We start from the raw sequence: 17,535 nt of genomic DNA on the forward strand, positions 1-17,535 counted from the left end.
TTGGCAGCTCCTAGTTTAGTCTACGCTATTATAATTTTTTCAAAAACTATCCTTTAATATTGCCGAATCAACTAATGAATTGACACTTAAACTCCATGCGTTTCAATCACTTCTTTCTTTTTGCTTTCATACTATTTGTAATATCCTCTGGACTCTATGGGGTGTTTCATTTGGAGATCAGCGAAAACCTCAATGAAACCTTGCCAGGCCAACGTGATTTCTCTAGTGTACAATCATGGATGGACAAACAAAAGGATTTGGTCGTCTTCTCACTAGACGTGGATGAACCGCATCTGTCCCTAGATGAAATCGACGAGCTAGCCGTGACGCTTTCGCAAAACCTGACCGCTACTGGTCTTGTCGAAGACATCCAATACAAAAACGACATAGACCCAGATGTCTTCGTCTCGTTGATCACCGAAAACCTACCCATCTATCTCGAAGCATCGGACTATGTCCAATTGGAAAAACTCCTCCAACCCAAGCGAATTCAATCTGCCTTGATACAAAGTAAAAAAACACTAATGTCTCCGGAAGGTATCGGGCAGCGATCACGCATCCTATCTGACCCTTTGGGTTTCTCTACATTGGCTTTTGACAGTTTTGGCAAGATGCAGATGGCTCAAGAGATCATAAACAATGGTGGCTACTTCCTCTCCAAAGACCAAAATCAACTCCTCCTCAAAGGCCGCTTGACCACAGACATCGCTCAGAGCGAAGACAATCATAGGGCGAGACTCCTACTGGACTCCCTCAGCCAATCCTGGAACCTCACCTACCCAGACCACTCTCTCAGTTATTTTGGCACTTTCCTCGTAGCAGACATCAATGCAACACAAATCAAAAAAGACGTCAAACTGACAGTCACCATCACACTCGTATCCATTGTACTCCTACTGATCTACTATTACCGAAAGGCCGTCATCTTAGTATTCTTCTTGGTACCCGGGCTATTTGGCGTACTGTCTGCCGCAGCAATCATCTATGGATTGCATGGTCAAATTTCAGGCTTGGCACTGGCAGCCAGCGCCATCGTTTTTGGGATTGTGGCGGATTATTCATTCCACTTTTTCACCCACTTCAAAGACACAAGAGATGCCATCGGTTCGCGAAATGACATCATGTTCCCTTTGTTGGTCAGTGGAGGTACGACCATCGTAGCTTTCCTATCGCTACTCTTCGCGGACTCCAAAGCACTCAAGGATTTCGGACTATTTACATCCATCAGTTTGGCAGGCACCCTATTTTTCATTTTGACGGGCCTCCCCTTGATCTTGAGGTCCTTTGAGAAGAAAATCAAATTTCCAGCAGCCAATCCTTTGGATGCACTCTTTGACAAAATAAAAATAGGAGAAAGCAAACCAAGCAAATGGGCCATGCTCATCTTCGTCATACTCTCGGGGCTGATGCTCTATCTCGGACAAGATGTACAGTTCGAAGACAACCTACACAAAATCAACTACTACCCCCTCGAGCTCCAACAACAGGAAGAAGCCATCCAAAATATCAACCCAGACACAGAAAAGCGAATCACCATACTGTCTCAACAGACCGCAGATCACACCGCTGCATGGAACAACCAAGAGCTATTCGCAAAACTCAGCACCCTCCAGCAAGACGGGGGCGTCAAGGAGTTCTTTTCACTCGCTCCGATATTGATTTCAAAGGAAGAGCAAACCCTACGTATCCATCGATGGAACGACTTTTGGGCGGACAAGAAAGAAACTCTACTCGGCAATTTCGAGACCGAAGCTCTCGCCCAAAATTGGAAGCCTCAGTATTTCACCCCGTTCTACAATCTGCTCAATCATGAATTTGCCCCTCAAAACTTCTCTTCTTTCATTGCGTCAAGCCAAAACCTCAGCGACCTAGTCATCACCCAGCCTGAGTCCTCAGAAATCATCACGACACTCATCTGCCCCAAAAATCAGGTAGAACAGATCAAAACTCAGCTCTCCACAATCCCTGGCACATTAGTAATCGACAGTTCAAGCATCGTCGCACGCATCATCGAGAGTGTCAAAGCCGACTTCAACTTCTTACTTATCTATGCGGGACTGGCTGTTTTCGTAGCTTTTTTGCTCATCTATGGCAATATCGAATTGACTTTAATCTCCTTTATCCCTATGCTGCTCAGCTGGGTTTGGGTCCTAGGCATGGCCGCACTACTGGACATCAAGTTCAATTTCATCAACATCATCCTCACGACCTTTATCTTTGGCCTTGGTGATGACTTCAGTATATTCGTCACAGACGGTCTGCTGCATCGCTACAAGTACAAAAAAGAAGTCATCGGACAATACAAAACAGGCATCATCCTCTCGTCCATCACCACCATCATCGGGACCGGGGTATTGATTTTTGCCAAACACCCTGCACTACAATCCATTGCTATGCTGAGTGTCCTTGGTATCGCTATCATCGTTCCGATCACATTCTTTGTACAGCCCGTCCTATTCCGCTTCTTGATCAGCAACAGAACCGAACAAAAGAAACCTCCTTTCTCCATCGCCAACATCCTATTCAGTGTGTGGGGATACGGTGTATTCATTGCAGGTAGTTTTTTCTGTGTAGGAGCTTCATTCCTTTTGCGAGCATTGCCCTTGAGGGAAAAAACAAAAAAAGCAGGAACTCACCGCCTCTTGCAAAAAATTTCTGGGTTTCAACTTGACATACTTTGGAAAACCAAAAAGCGCTACGTGGGCATGGATAACTTGGATTTCTCCACACCTTCTATCCTTATCGCCAACCACACGTCTTTCTTTGACATTCTAGCTTTGGTGAGGCTACACCCAAAACTCGTCCTACTCGTCAATGAGTGGGTCTACAATTCTCCGCTCTTCGGACCAGCGATACGCTATGCAGACTATATACCTGCCTACAAAAACATGGAGGATCAACTCCCCAAAATCAAGGAATTGGTAGCGGACGGATACTCAATCGCCATATTCCCAGAAGGCAAACGCTCCGAAGACGGAACCATGGGACGTTTTCACAAAGGGGCATTTTACCTCGCCGAAGAACTCCAACTGGACATCACCCCAATCTTCCTCTATGGACACGGATATGTCATGCCCAAGCACGAGTACTACTTCAAAGACTCCCCGTGTGATACCGTCGTACTACCTCGCATCGCATGGGATGATACTAACTATGGCGAAGGCTACCGCTCCCGTACCAAAAAAATCTCCGCCTACTACAAGTCGGAGTTCAAAAAGTATCAAGAAAGTGATTACTGTCTTGAGCATGCTTTCGCTCCTCTCATGTACAGTTACTACTACAAAAGTCCTATTTTGCCATGGTACTTTCGTGTCAAATGGAGGTATGAGAAACACAACTACGAAAATTACCATCAACTCATCGGTCCAGGGATCCAAAAGATCTATGACTTGGGCTGTGGCTATGGCTACTTGAGCTACTTTCTCTGGCTCAGGGATCAGGACAGACAGATCATAGGCATAGACTATGACGATGAAAAAGTCGACCTAGCACAAAACAGCTATCTCAAAAACAACCACATCGAATTCGCTACGGGACAAGTCGACCAAGTAGAAATCCACGCAGCAGACGCTATTATTTTGGCCGATGTCCTACACTACCTCTCTGAGGACAAACAACGAAAAGTCCTCGCCAATTGTGACCAAGGGCTGAACGCTGGGGGGCTACTTTTGATTCGTGACGGAATAGCTGGTCACGACAAAAAACACAAATGGACGGAGAAATCTGAAAAATGGTCTACTCGACTCATCAAGTTCAACAAAACCAACGGCGACTTACACTTTTTTAGTCGACAGTTCATCGAAGACTGGGCCCGTAAGCATCACTACTCGCTCACTGTAGACGCACAATCCCAAAAGTCTTCCAACATGCTATTCATACTCCGAAAGACCTGAGTTGCACAATACAAAGAAACCAATTGAAAACGATCCAATGCTAGAGATTAGAAGGAGATTAGAAACCGTATAATTAAAAAATAATATCTCCCTATTTCTAAAAATATCCACATATTTGACAAAATAATACAAGAAGCACATCTCATGAAAATATCCGCCATAGACGCAAAATTCGAAGCACAAAAAATAGCGTTTGCTCCTATCACGTTTCAAGCCATTATGGCCATGAAAAATCTCGGTGTGATGGAGTACATCTACAACAAAAGAGGCAAAGCTACTACTCAAGGTCTTGTCAATGACCTAGGGCTCTCCAAATACTCTATCGAAGTAATGCTCGAAACCGCAGAAGTGATGGACATTATTACTCTTGAGGAAGACAAGATTTCTCTTTCCAAGATCGGCTTCTTTTTGCTCCGAGACGAGCTCACGCGTGTCAATATGAATTTTGTCAATGACGTATGCTACGAAGGATCGAAGTATCTCGAAGAATCTCTCGAAACCAACAAACCTGCTGGACTCAAGGTATTCGGGGAGTGGGACACTGTATATGAGGGGCTGTCTAAACTCGAAAAACCTGTACGCAAATCGTGGTTGGAGTTTGATCACTTCTACTCCCAGGATGCCTTTGATTCGGCACTCAAAATTGTCTTTGCTGACAAGCCAAAGAAACTGTTTGACATAGGGGGTAATACAGGCAAATGGTCCATCAAATGCTGTGGATACGATCCAGATGTGAACATCAAGATATTGGATCTACCTGGTCAGATCGAAATGGCTAAGCAAAACATCGCCGATCACCAACTTCAAGATCGAATAGAGTTTCACCCAATCAATCTCCTGGACACTGCGCAAAAAGTACCACAGGGTGCGGATGTGATATGGATGAGTCAGTTTTTGGATTGTTTTTCGGAAGAGGAAATTCTAGCGATCCTCCTCAACTGTGCACAAGCGGCCTCAGACAATACGACGGTATTCATCATGGAACCCTTCATCGACAACCAACCTTATGATGCTGCCACTTACTCACTCGTCGCTACATCGTTGTACTTCACATGCATCGCCAACGGAAACAGCAAAATGTACAAAATGTCAACATTCAAAGAGTTGGTAGACAAAGCTGGAATGAAAGTGGACGAAACATTTGAGTTGATAGGGGATAGCTACCACACCATCCTCAAATGCTCACTCAAATAAGCCTTCTTAGGCGAGAATTTCCTCGCCTTTGAACTGCTCCGCCAAATCAAGGATCATTTCCTTCTCGGCAGGGACAACTCCTCCGTGGGCTTGCGCAACCCGATTCATCAAATGGATGAAATAAGGCATGTATTCCACAGACCGAAGCGTCTTTAGAATACGAATGTTCTTATAAAAAACCATCTTTGGGTCCATTTCCAAATCCATGGCTGTATCAAACGACAATTTGATACGGTCAGCCCATTCATCTTCTCGTACGATTTGTTGGAGGACTTTGATTTCTGCATCCTGTACTTTACCATCCGCCATGGCTAAGGCGTACAATATTTTCCCAAACACATCCAGGGTAATTTCACTTGGCTTATTCATTTCAATACGGGTTTAGTCTTTCTAGGGATCATGCTTCCCTACAGTTCAATTCTACAATTATCCAGAAGATCTGGCACTTGACACCTCTGAAAAATCAGAAACACCCAAAAGATACAGCAAGGACTAGGCGTCCTTTCGACTCTCTATTAAAGGTAGCGCATAAAGACCCGAATATCAATCGATTGACTTCCAAATAAATAAAAAAATTGACTTATGTATATATTGGTCCGAATAAGGAAGAAAAATCACTTCTCTCACCCAAAAAAGAAACTACCTATTTGCCTCTTCAGCAGCTTCTTGCTCCATCTTGACAACATGAGCTACAGTTGTGATGAGCTTTTTGTGTCTTTTGACAAAAGGGTTTTTCATATCCCACACATAGCCAGCTAGTATAGAAGTGATCTGCCTTTTGATCTCCATTTGGATGTTGCCGTTGAAAAAGATACGTTGTAAATCCCCATTGTACCATGTATCCACTACAGCATGAAAGACCTTGCTGGCTTGTTTCATATGATCGACATATTCTTTGTCCCAATCGGGTTTATCCCCCTGCAGTTCGCGATCGATAAGCTTGGCACTGAGCAGTGCAGATTCGGTTGCAATCGCCACACCAGACGAAAAAACCGGATCGATAAACCCTGTCGTATTCCCTGCCAAAGCAAACCGATGTCCGTACAGGGTCTCTGCCGAATTCGTGTAATCATCCGCTCCACGTACATCAAAGAGGAATTCTTTGCCCTCAAAACGCTCCACAAAATGATCAGATTGAGCCATCATTTTCCGAAACAAATCATTCTGATCTTTGGCAGGCAGATCAAACCATTTTTTGTTCCCTACAAAACCCAACGAGGTGTTGCCATTTGAAAAAGGAATCACCCAGTACCACAAGTCCTGTTCCAGTACTTCAAAAGTAATACGCAACGGACGCTTGAACGCCTCACGGTTGGTTTCTTTGACTTGCGTAAACAACGATCGACGACCAGTCCCCATGTACTGTACCTCTAGGTTGAGCATCTTGGAAAGCACCCCCGCATTGCCACTAGAATCCAGAACATAGCGAAACTCCTCGGTACGAGTCTTTTCTTTCCCAGCTATTTGCGCCACGACCTTGTCATCTTGAAAATCAATCGTCTTGATCACAGACTCGTAATCAAAGCGTGCACCCTTTTTCTCAGCCTCCTTTGCCAAGATATCGTCAAACTCGTCTCTTGGCACTTGCCAAGTCCACGTCCAGCCTGGTGTGAAATTTTCGGCAAACGAAATATCTATCTCATCATCCTTTCGGATAAACAAGGCCCCTGATTTCACTTCAAATTTCGCATCTTCCAACACCTTGAGTAGCCCTACCTCCTCGAAGTGCCCCATGCTGACAGGCAGCAAGCTCTCTCCTATCGTAAACCGCGGGAACTTGGATTTCTCCACTACCGTCACACTATAGCCTTGGTTGACCAAGTACGATGCGGCCACACTTCCTGCGGGTCCTGCCCCGATTATCAATACGTCTGTCATGATTCTGTCGAAAAGTTTGTCTGATGGCAAGCATATTAGATAGTCTAGTGTGGCGTTACACACGAAATCACTAAAATTGCAGCTTGAAGCACTTGCCTATTGGTTTAGATTTTAGAGGTCAAAATTATCAAATAGAATTGAAAAAGCGTTACCTAGTTTCTGGCATCTTGTTGATTATTCTTGTGATCGGGGCAATTGGCTTTGTCGTACGAGTCGTCTATGCGGCTCCACCTCTGCCTCCCTCCTCCGTAGCCCCCAACCAACTAGAGGTCGTCTCGGACAATCACTACCGACTCGGCAACAGTTGGCTCAAAAAAAGCAAACACGGCAACTGGGAGAGCTACATCGAAGGCAGTGCCTATGACCGTGGCAAAACCATCGGTATTCTCCACCAGCAACTCATCCAGGACCAAGAGCAAGTCTTCGTCGACGAGATCAACAATAACGTTAGCTCATGGTTTCTCCGCAAGACTCTCATGATGGGGATCGCATGGTTCAACCGGGACCTAGACCAGTACATCCCACTCGAATACCGACAAGAGATTTATGGTGTTTCGGAGTATTTTGCCGACGAGTATGACTACATCGGCCCCAAATACAACCGCATCATCAACTACCACGCTGCACATGACATAGGTCATGCCGTCCAAAACATGCACCTTGTCGGTTGCACTTCGGTTGGCATGTGGCACTTCAGTGACACGGCACAATTCATGCGTTCTGGGCGCAACTTTGACTTCTACTTTGGAGATGAGTTTGCCAAAAACAAGATTGTACTCTTCTGCAACCCTGACGAGGGGTACAAGTACCTCTCGGTCACGTGGGGAGGCTTCTGTGGAGTGGTATCAGGGATGAATGAGCATGGACTCAGTATCACCCTCAACTCCGCTATCTCTGAGATCCCTACCCAATCCGGCACGCCTGTATCCATCATCGCCAGAGACATCCTTCAATATGCCCAAACAATCGCTGAGGCACAAGCCATCGCCGACCGCTACGACAGTTTTGTTTCAGAACTCTTCACGATCTCCTCTCTCCAAGACCGCCAAATGGCTGTCATCGAAAAATCCCCTGAGCGTACAGGGCTATACGTCCCTCCTAGTGACACCCTCATCGTCACCAATCACTACCAAAGCCCCGAACTCAAGAACCTCCCTCTCAACCTCGAACATATGAATGCTTCGGAATCCGTCGACCGGTATACCCGTGCTCAAGAGCTCTCCTCCCGAATGGAAAGCTGTGCTCCCGTCCCTCTTGCTGCCCTCCTTCGCAACCAAGCGGGCATCCATGACAAAGACCTCGGACTAGGCAACCCCAAAGCCATCAACCAACTACTCGCACACCATGCCGTCATCTTTGACAATGTCCAGCGCCGCGTATGGGTTTCCAACTACCCTTTCCAAGAAAACACCTTTGATGCTTATGACTTGAGTCATTTTGAACGATGGACACAGGACGATGTGTCGGTGACCATTGACTCGCTAGAGATCGCACCGGACCCCTTCTACCTCAGTGAAGGGTTCCAAACTTTCAAGAGATTCAAGCAGCTCAAAGAACAAGTCATCCATGCCACCAATCAAGAGTTGCCACTTACTCCCAAACTCGTGGAAGAGTTCGTCGCGAGCAATCCTCAATACTATGAGACCTACCGACTCCTAGGCAACTACTTTGCCGTACAAAACAAAAGCCAATTGGCCATCGACTACTACAAGCAAGGGCTCGCCAAGGACATCGCCTACACCGAAGACCGAGACTACATGATCGAACAAATCAAACTTCTCAGCGAATGATCCTAGGCATAGGTACAGATCTCGTAGAGACGGCACGTTTGGCTCGTAGACTCGATGACCGGCAGTTTTTAGAGACGGTATTTACTTCTGCGGAGATCAAATATTGCCTCAGCAAAGGACACCCGGAGCAGCACTTGGCGGCACGCTTTGCGGCCAAAGAGGCCTATATGAAAGCCCTAGGAACTGGCTGGAGCAAACACGCCGACTTCAAGGAAATCGAAGTACAAAACAGCCCCGAAGGCGGGCCATTGATCGTACTATCTGGCGCGACCAAAAGATATTTTGATAAATCAGAACTGAAAGACATCTTTGTATCCTTAAGCCATACCAGCCAACATGCGGTGGCTTATATCATCATTACTAAGTAAGCACACTGTGGAGATAGACACGAACTCAGATTTTTCATCAATAGACGACATCAAGCAGTTGCAAAACCAACACTTCCTGTCTCATCTTTCTTACTCCCTGTCACACTCGGTATACTACCAGAGCAAGTTCGAGGCACTCGATTTGTCTCTAGAGGACATCCAGAGTATCGATGACATCCACAAAATCCCCGTCACGACCAAAGAAGAAATCGAACGTCACAATGTCGACTTCTTGGCGGTGAGCAAAAAACAGATCATCGAGTACGTGACTACCTCTGGTACCCTCGGGGATCCGATCAGCATAGCCCTGACTCATCAAGATCAACAGCGCCTAGCACGCAACGAACGACGAGCTCTAGAGCTCTGTCAAATCACCGCCGAAGACACCATACAAATCACCACCACGCTCGACAAGCGATTCATGGCGGGAATGGCCTACTACCTCGGAGCAACTGCTCTCGGTGCTTCTGTGATCCGCTCTGGCATAGGAGATCCAGACTTCCAATGGGACAATATCCGTCGCTTCGAGCCCACAGTACTTATCGCGGTACCATCCTTTGCTTACAAATTTGGCAACTACTTACTATCCAAGGGAATAGATCCAAAGACGACTTCCGTTCGAAAAATAGTATGTATCGGTGAACCCATCCGTGATTCGAATTTCGAGCCCAACACCCTCCACCAAAAACTCACTGAACTATGGGATGTCACGCTACACTCCACTTATGCCAGTACTGAAATGGCAACTGCATTTACCGAATGCAACGAAGGTATAGGGGGACACTTGCTACCTGAGCTCATATATGTGGAGATATTGGATGACCACAACCAACCCGTCGCGATGGGAGAGGTCGGAGAGATCACCGTCACACCCTTTGGGATAGAAGGCATGCCGCTACTGCGCTACAAGACCGGAGACTTGGCACGGCTGCACACGGCTCCCTGCCTCTGTGGCCGAAATACCCCTAGACTAGGGGCCATCGAAGGCCGCAAAGGCCAAATGATCAAATGGAAGGGTACGACACTGTTTCCACAGCAAATCGAAAACGTACTCAACCACATCTCCGAGATCGACAACTACATCATCGAACTCTCACTGGACGAACTCGGATTGGACAAACTCAAAGTCATCCTCCCCGATCATCTGGACGAGTATATCATCGCACAGGCCCAGCGACTGCTCCAGCAGCGCCTCAGGGTCAATCCGATCTTGGAGCAAAACACCGCAGCATATATCTCCAATGAGATTTTGCCGAAAGGCAGTCGAAAACCAAGAAGATTCGTAGACAAAAGAGAACTGGTACATTGAAAAAAATAAAAGATAAATACGAAGTAGTCATCATCGGCTCAGGCATGGCAGGCCTCTCCTGTGGACTCATGTTGGCAATGGAAGGCAAGTCCGTTTGTATTTTGGAAAAGAATGCTCAGATCGGTGGTACTCTTCAGACTTTCAAACGAGACGGAGGCAAATTTGACACGGGAGTACACTATGTCGGAGGTCTCGACGAAGGTCAACCCCTCTACCCTTACTTCAAGTACCTTGACATCTTCAAGGATATCGACATCATGAAGCTGGACGAGAATGCCTATGACATCATCTCCTTTGATGGAGATGACAATCTCTACCCACACGCACAAGGCTATGACAACTTCATAGATCAACTCGTCCGATACTTCCCAGACGAGCGAGAAAACCTAGTACGCTACTTGGATGATGTACAGGCTCTGTGTAAAAAGTTTGCACTCTACAACGTCTATGATCTCCCCGCCAAAGCCAACGAACTCGAATACATGTATGACGGAGCGGCACAGCGCATCCGCACCTATACATCCAATGAGAAACTACAACAAGTGCTTGCAGGCTCCAATATCCTCTATGCTGGTGAAGAGGAAAAAACGCCCTTTTATGTCCATGCTCTGATCATCAACTCCTACATCATGAGCTCCTACAAGTTTCATCATGGAGGCAGCCAGATCAGCCGCTCACTCAACTACTCAATCAAAGAACGAGGCGGCAACATCGTCCGCAATGCCGAAGTAACCAGCATCAACCACAATGACAACACTGTCGAGAGTGTCACCCTCGCAGATGGCAGAACCCTCAAAGGCGACATATTCATCTCCAACGTACACCCTACAGAAACCATCAAGCTCATGGATCAGAGTCGCATGCGCAAGTCATACCTCTCACGCATCGCACATCTCGAAAATACCGTTTCGGTCTTCACTCTTTATCTTGTACTCAAACCGAATACAGTCAAATACATCAACTCCAACCAGTACAACTTCAAAGATGGGGATGTATGGCAGCTCACCAACTACAAACCTGAAAACTGGGGCAAGGATTTCGCAGTATTCTATCTGCCGGACAACAAAAACCCAGAGTACGCCAGCGTGATTACCGTCATGGCTTACATGAAAATAGAGGAAATGACCCCTTGGCTCAAGACCTTCAACACTACGCTGCAAGAGAGTGAGCGTGACGAAAGCTACCAAAACTTCAAGGAACTCAAAGCACAGTTTTTGCTGGATAGAATCAGTCAAATCATCCCAGACATACGATCCAAAATCAAAAGTTATCACACGTCGACCCCTCTGACTCAACGCGACTACCTCAATACCACGGACGGGTCCCTCTACGGAATATCCAGGGATTATAATTTCCCGCTCAAGTCGCAGATCAATACACGTACCAAGATGAAAAACATGTATTTCACGGGACAAAACATCATCTTACACGGCATACTCGGCGCGACGATCAGTTCGGTAGTGACCTGTGCGGAGATTCTTGGTAGAGACTACCTCCTCAAAAAGATCAAATCCGTCCTCTAACTCATGATCAAAAAAGGTCTATTCGGTAAGCGCAAAAAGCGCAAAGAGCCCCAAACAATCATCCTCGGGATCCACGGCCTAGGAAACAAGCCGCCACACGCTATGATCAAATCATGGTGGAAAAAAGCCTTACTTGAAGGACTCAAAAAGGTAGAGGGTGCTCCCAAAAATTTCTCTTTTGGAATGGTCTACTGGGCTGACATCATGTATCCCCTGCCTCTCAACCCGCGCATCAAAGATCCTGATCACGAGTTGCACATCGAAGAGCCCTACATCGCCGAACCCATCCCTACACCCAAGATCCGCTACACTCCATGGCACTTGGCCAAACTGGGATTCAACAAGTTCAAAGAAATTGCATTTCTCAGCAAAAATGGTCTCGCCAACTACCGCATGCCATTCGATTTCGTCATCAAACAGTCCTTCAAAGACTTAGATGCCTATTACAATGAGGATCAGACCAAGGCGGAGTTCATGGATCAATTACCCGTCAAGAGTCTCATCCGAAATCGCCTCAGGCGCTTTCTCTACAAGCATCGCGACAAACGAGTCCTTATCGTGGCTCATTCTATGGGTTCGCTCATCTCCTACGACGTGCTGTATATGCTGCAAAACATCTATACCATCGATACTCTGGTCACCATGGGCTCTCCACTAGGCCTCCCCATGATCCGGGAAAACATCGCCAAAGACCTGGGCATCCCCTATGAAGATGGAGATCAACTCCCTACTCCCGAATCCATAGACAACTGGTACAACCTCTCAGACGAAGAGGATCACTTTGCCGTATTTGATGAACTGGCAACCTTTTTTGCTCCCAATAGTAAAGGCATCCATCCTACAGACATGCTTGTGGACAATGACTATAAAAACTGGGTCACCAACAATGCCCACAAGTCATTTGGCTACCTGCGTACTCCCGAAATGGGACGCATCATTGCCGACTTTCTACACAAGAAGCCCGCAACCTTCTGGGAGAAAACCAAAAAGCTATTCAAGTAATGTATAATGGTCGAGAATGATGTAAATGAACTAAAGCACCTACGGTCTTAGCCTCCTTTGGGTCTGCAAGCCCCTCGGATCAATGTGTATCTGCAAATTTCGCCAACAATTTCTCTTTGAGGTACTGCGGAAGGTATTCATCCGCCACCAAACGCTGAACCTGCTCGGGGTGGGTGGCTTTGGCATAGGAGAGCGCATACACCTCTGCAATCGTGAACCCCTGGGCTACTGCCTCGATCCGTACCAACTCATCCCCACGCTGAACTTGTCCTGGCTGCAGTACGCGGACATATACCCCCGAGTAGCTAGAATTGACAAACTGCTTGAGCACCCTCTGATCTCCAAAACGAATCCCCAGCTTATAACAAGGTTGGCGCGGCTCTGACACTTGCACTCTAGCCGTTCCCAATTGGTACACCTCTCCGACTATCATCTGAGTCTCATCGAGTCCTTCTACGGTCAGATTCTCCCCAAACATCCCATAGGGCAGTTCCTGACCTGGATACAACTCACGCCAATACGCATAATGATCCGCCGAATACAAATAGCACGCCTTGTCCACTCCACCGTGATACTTACGATCTATCACTGCATCCTGTGCTACGTCTGTCATACCCAGCTCCAAGGGATGATCCACTGGCACCTTATAGATCCCTGTGAGTTCTTCTTTGCCATTCCAAATGATGGTAGTCGGTTGTGCGATTTGGGTCGATACTACTTTCATGTCTATGTTCTTTGTGTAAAACTAATCCACTATGGAGATAAAATCCCACCGCAATGCTTGAGAATCTATTTATCGAGGGGTTGATTCATCACGAACTTACCGAGCACGATGTAAGACAGCAATATATCCAACCCAAGAGTCGGCTATGGTCTGACGAAAGAAAGAATTCTTCCAAAACAGCCTTCTACCAACAATGAAATCAACCTACTGGCCATCTCCGCTAGGGACGCAGATTGGACGACTTCCAGCAGTTCTCCATTGGTTCACGGACAATCATTGATGATTCAGAACCCAAAGAATCATCCCCCTCATCGCTAGCCCGAAAAGCTCAACTAAAACCTACAACAAACGAATTTGCGCTTCATCCTATATCTTCTTATTTTACATTAACATCTCTTTTGTTATGAGGAACTTACAGGATTTAGTGAATACGATCAACTCGCCAATTGCACTCATCAACAATGATTACAAATTAGAATTTGCTAACCCAAGCTTTTGTGAATTCACCAATTGCACAGCAGAAAGTTTAATTGGCAAACCGATTTCAGAGGTAAATCCAAACCTGTGGTCCCACGCCATTGGCAACAAATTTGAAGCCTGCCTGAAAGGTCACCCAGTTGATCCCGAACCCTATTCGGTGTCTCAAGGGTCATTTTCACTAAATTTCACACCTCATATTGATGAGAAGAACGAAATATGTGCGGTCTTCATCACCGTCAATTTGTCCGAATCAATCGATAAAGCGAAAAACACCGATTTCTATCAAGAAGAAAGTTTTATTCAACAAATAAATGCCCTCCCCGATTCATTTCTCATTCTACAAGATGGACGTATAAAGCTGGTAAACGACATGCTTTGCCAAATCTCTGGCTACTCCAAAAAAGAACTACTCAATCAAGATTTCACCAAGTTTACCGCCCCGGAGGTCTTTGAGAAATTACAGAGCTTTCACAAAAACAGAGCCCAAGGCCTTGATGCCCCATTGAGGTACGAATCCATCGCTCTTTCAAAATCGGGTAAACGAATCCCCGTGGAAACTACCATTGTCCCCACCATCTTTCAGATGAAGCCCGCATGGCAGGTAGTATTGCGTGACATCACAGATTACAAAACCACGCTAAACCAACTTCGCGAAAGCGAAGAAAAGTACCGTTTCATAGCTGAAACAACATTAGACGGTATTTTTATTCACGATAACGGTGTTGTGATCGAATGCAATCAAGCTATGCTCAATATTACGGGCTATACAAAGGAAGAAATAATTGGGGTCAATCTACTCGACGTAGTTTTATCCAAAAACGAAAGCAAATCTATTCAAGCCCAGTTGACAAAAAAGCATGCAAAGCCCTACATAGTCAATGTCAAAAAGAAAGATGGGAGTCTGTTTAAAGCAGAAGTAGAAGGACAAATGACTCAATACAAAGGCAAAAAGGTCCGTCTCGCTTCTTTCAAAGATGTAACGGAAAGATTCAAAGCCGAACAAGACCTCCAAAAGTTCAAAACCATTGCTGATAAATCCCTCTATGGAAACGTAATTGCAAACCTAGACGGATCCATGATCTATGTCAATGAATACTTTGCGAAGAAACATGGCTACTCTCGCGATGAACTCATTGGGAAAAAACTAACTATTTTCCATACCAGTGAGCAAAACAAAATCTTAATAGAAGCCATACCTGATTTAATCAAAAATGGTCATATCGAAAACATTGAAACTACCAACGTACATAAAAATGGAATGGAGTTTCCAATGCAAATGAGTGTTACCTGTATTAATGATGAAAATGAGCACCCAGCTTTTATTGGAGTCTCAGCATTTGATTTGAGTGATCGAAAAAAATCCGAAGCAGCCATACGGCTATCCGAAGAAAAATTCAGAGAACTCTATGATCAATCCCCTGTTGCCATTCAATACTACGGAAAAGACGGAGAGTTACTCGATGTGAATAAAAAAACACTGCAACTATTTGGAATAAAAAGCCAAGATGCCATCGCCCCGTTCAACATGTGGGACAGCGAGCATTTTACAGAGAAGAATAAACAAGAATTAAAGAGCGGAAAAACAATAACCATTTCTAGCACGCTAGATTTCGACGTTATCAAAAAACACAATTACTTTAAAACTTCTAAAAAAGGGCTTCACTATATAGAATTGCAGATCGCTCCCCTACTGATTCAGCACAAAGCCATGAGCTACCTAGTCTATATGACTGACGTGACCGAACGTAAAAATGCTGAAGAGAATTTTGCCAAAGAAAAAGAACTGCTCAATGCAATCATAGACAATATCCCCGTATTGCTCACTCGCTACGATCCCAGCTCTAACGTTCAATTTTTGAATAAGGAATTTGAGAAAAAAGTCGGTTGGAAGACCGCAGAACTCCAAACCATTGACTTACTCAACAAAGTATACCCTGACCCAGACTACAGAGAAAAAGCACTGGCTTACATGCAAAAGGCCACTTCAGAATGGAAAGAATTTAGAATCACTTCAAAATTTGGCCATCACATTGATTCAGAATGGTGCAACATCAAACTGGATGGAGGGGTTCAAATCGGAATAGGGATTGACATCACCGATCGAAAAAAAGCTGAAAACCAACTGCGACACCATCAAGAACTATTGAACGAAATGGGCAGGATAGCAATGGTCGGAGCATGGGAGTTTGATCCTGCTACAGGAAAGGGATTCTGGACTGATGAAGTAGCTCGAATCCACGACCTTGACCCTACCGAAACTACAAGTATGGAGCTAGGGTTAACTTTTTACAAACCAGAATCGCGTGTTAAAATTGAAATGGCTATTCAAGCCGCTATTGATTCGGGTACTCCTTATGATTTAAAACTGGAACTCATTAGCAAGAAAGGCATACATAAATGGGTGAGAACGATTGGGCATCCGACTAAACAGAATGGAAAAGTAGTGAAGATTCAAGGCTCATTTCAGGACATCACTGAAATGAAAAAAGCCGAAGAAGAGCTGCAAAAAAATCGCAACAAACTCGCTGAGATCAACGAAAACCTTGAAAACAGAGTAAAAGAACGCACTGCAAAACTGGAGCAAAAAAACAAGGAATTGGAACAATTTTCGTACATCGCTTCGCACGATTTGCAAGAACCACTGCGCACCATTTCCAACTACATCCAGGTTGTCCATGAAGATTTTGAAGATACGTTGAGCGAAGAAGTACTTGTGTACCTTCAAGCTATCAGCAAGTCCACAGAAAGAATGAGAGCTCTTATCTTCGCATTGATGAATTTCTCAAGATTAGGCCACAACAGGTCCCTGACTGAAGTGAATTCCGAAAAAATAGTTACCGAAGTAATAGAAGACTTGCAACAACTCATACAGTCCAAAAAAGCTAAAATTGAAGTAGGTAGATTGCCTCGAATATATGCCTATGAAACGGAGCTGCGTCAAGTCTTTCAGAACCTGATTTCTAATGCTCTAAAATTTCAAAAAGCAAATCATACATGCGACATTCAAATCAACTATCTGGAGTTGGAAAATCATCACCAATTCTCTGTTTCTGACAATGGGATCGGTATTGCGTCAAAGGATATTGACCGCATATTTCATATCTTTCAAAAACTTCATCTGTCTCAAACCTATGAAGGACACGGTATTGGTCTAGCCTATTGCAAAAAAATCATTGAGCTACATGACGGAGACATCTGGGCTGAGTCAGAAAAGGGCAAAGGAAGCACTTTCTATTTTACACTCTCTAAATCTCAAAGCTATAACTCTACAATCAAACTCGCTCCTATTGATCATCATTGAATAAGTAAGTAAGAGTGTCATTCTCCTATCCACCAAAAAAATCGCCATCTTCACGAACCATATCAAGCTTCAA

At 45.2% G+C, this 17,535-nt stretch carries 12 protein-coding genes; 9 read left to right on the top strand and 3 right to left on the bottom strand.

Annotated features, from left to right (window positions below):
* The first annotated feature begins 95 nt into the window (after positions 1 to 95).
* The gene (locus BFP72_RS12715) at positions 96 to 3,893 is read left to right on the top strand and encodes a 1-acyl-sn-glycerol-3-phosphate acyltransferase (RefSeq protein ID WP_099599497.1); all 3,798 of its coding nucleotides are present in this window, start codon (positions 96 to 98) and stop codon (positions 3,891 to 3,893) included.
* A gap of 144 nt (positions 3,894 to 4,037) precedes the next feature.
* Entirely contained in the window at positions 4,038 to 5,087 is a 1,050-nt protein-coding gene (locus BFP72_RS12720) for a methyltransferase (protein WP_099599498.1), read from the top strand.
* 6 nt (positions 5,088 to 5,093) lie between these two features.
* Here BFP72_RS12720 and BFP72_RS12725 read toward each other — a convergent pair whose 3' ends face one another.
* The gene (locus tag BFP72_RS12725; protein WP_099599499.1) at positions 5,094 to 5,456 is read right to left on the bottom strand and encodes a TerB family tellurite resistance protein; all 363 of its coding nucleotides are present in this window, start codon (positions 5,454 to 5,456) and stop codon (positions 5,094 to 5,096) included.
* Positions 5,457 to 5,726: 270 nt separating this feature from the next.
* Positions 5,727 to 6,965: an NAD(P)/FAD-dependent oxidoreductase gene (locus BFP72_RS12730; protein ID WP_143520061.1), complete on the bottom strand. Its 1,239-nt coding sequence runs from the start codon at positions 6,963 to 6,965 to the stop codon at positions 5,727 to 5,729.
* Positions 6,966 to 7,102: 137 nt separating this feature from the next.
* On the opposite strand from BFP72_RS12730, the gene BFP72_RS12735 reads away from it, so the two are divergent.
* The 5 genes from BFP72_RS12735 to BFP72_RS12755 are packed head-to-tail and all read left to right on the top strand — an operon-like array spanning position 7,103 to position 12,957.
* On the top strand, positions 7,103 to 8,755 hold the full coding sequence (locus BFP72_RS12735) for a C45 family peptidase (RefSeq protein ID WP_143520062.1): 1,653 nt from the start codon (positions 7,103 to 7,105) through the stop codon (positions 8,753 to 8,755).
* Complete coding sequence (acpS, locus tag BFP72_RS12740) at positions 8,752 to 9,123, top strand: holo-ACP synthase (RefSeq protein ID WP_099599502.1); 372 nt, start codon at positions 8,752 to 8,754, stop codon at positions 9,121 to 9,123. The genes BFP72_RS12735 and acpS overlap by 4 nt, the downstream gene beginning before the upstream one ends.
* A 7-nt stretch (positions 9,124 to 9,130) precedes the next feature.
* Positions 9,131 to 10,432, top strand: coding sequence for a phenylacetate--CoA ligase family protein (locus BFP72_RS12745; RefSeq protein ID WP_158233396.1), 1,302 nt, complete (start codon positions 9,131 to 9,133; stop codon positions 10,430 to 10,432).
* Positions 10,429 to 11,955, top strand: coding sequence for an NAD(P)/FAD-dependent oxidoreductase (locus BFP72_RS12750; RefSeq protein WP_221406513.1), 1,527 nt, complete (start codon positions 10,429 to 10,431; stop codon positions 11,953 to 11,955). Before BFP72_RS12745 ends, BFP72_RS12750 begins: the two co-directional genes overlap by 4 nt.
* 3 nt (positions 11,956 to 11,958) lie before the next feature.
* On the top strand, positions 11,959 to 12,957 hold the full coding sequence (locus tag BFP72_RS12755; protein WP_099599504.1) for a hypothetical protein: 999 nt from the start codon (positions 11,959 to 11,961) through the stop codon (positions 12,955 to 12,957).
* Between the two features lie 79 nt (positions 12,958 to 13,036).
* Here the strand turns inward: BFP72_RS12755 and BFP72_RS12760 are convergent, their stop codons facing one another.
* Positions 13,037 to 13,681, bottom strand: coding sequence for an MOSC domain-containing protein (locus tag BFP72_RS12760; RefSeq protein WP_099599505.1), 645 nt, complete (start codon positions 13,679 to 13,681; stop codon positions 13,037 to 13,039).
* Positions 13,682 to 13,734: 53 nt separating this feature from the next.
* Between BFP72_RS12760 and BFP72_RS19220 the strand changes: the two genes are divergently transcribed.
* Together BFP72_RS19220 and BFP72_RS12765 are read left to right on the top strand one after the other, a co-directional pair.
* Positions 13,735 to 13,878: a hypothetical protein gene (locus tag BFP72_RS19220; protein WP_158233397.1), complete on the top strand. Its 144-nt coding sequence runs from the start codon at positions 13,735 to 13,737 to the stop codon at positions 13,876 to 13,878.
* A gap of 206 nt (positions 13,879 to 14,084) precedes the next feature.
* A complete protein-coding gene (locus BFP72_RS12765; RefSeq protein WP_099599506.1) occupies positions 14,085 to 17,462 on the top strand; it encodes a PAS domain S-box protein in 3,378 nt (1,125 codons plus the stop codon).
* The last annotated feature ends 73 nt before the right edge of the window (positions 17,463 to 17,535 follow it).

Source organism: Reichenbachiella sp. 5M10 (assembly GCF_002742335.1).
Taxonomy (GTDB): Bacteria; Bacteroidota; Bacteroidia; order Cytophagales; family Cyclobacteriaceae; genus Reichenbachiella.

Bases quoted from the DNA above. Each gene is read 5' to 3' on its own strand.
- BFP72_RS12725 (WP_099599499.1), bottom strand. From the start codon at position 5,456: ATGAATAAGCCAAGTGAAATTACCCTGGATGTGTTTGGGAAAATATTG.
- BFP72_RS12720 (WP_099599498.1), top strand. From the start codon at position 4,038: ATGAAAATATCCGCCATAGACGCAAAATTCGAAGCACAAAAAATAGCG.
- BFP72_RS12715 (WP_099599497.1), top strand. From the start codon at position 96: ATGCGTTTCAATCACTTCTTTCTTTTTGCTTTCATACTATTTGTAATA.
- BFP72_RS12755 (WP_099599504.1), top strand. From the start codon at position 11,959: ATGATCAAAAAAGGTCTATTCGGTAAGCGCAAAAAGCGCAAAGAGCCC.
- acpS (WP_099599502.1), top strand. From the start codon at position 8,752: ATGATCCTAGGCATAGGTACAGATCTCGTAGAGACGGCACGTTTGGCT.
- BFP72_RS12730 (WP_143520061.1), bottom strand. From the start codon at position 6,965: ATGACAGACGTATTGATAATCGGGGCAGGACCCGCAGGAAGTGTGGCC.
- BFP72_RS12765 (WP_099599506.1), top strand. From the start codon at position 14,085: ATGAGGAACTTACAGGATTTAGTGAATACGATCAACTCGCCAATTGCA.
- BFP72_RS19220 (WP_158233397.1), top strand. From the start codon at position 13,735: ATGCTTGAGAATCTATTTATCGAGGGGTTGATTCATCACGAACTTACC.
- BFP72_RS12760 (WP_099599505.1), bottom strand. From the start codon at position 13,681: ATGAAAGTAGTATCGACCCAAATCGCACAACCGACTACCATCATTTGG.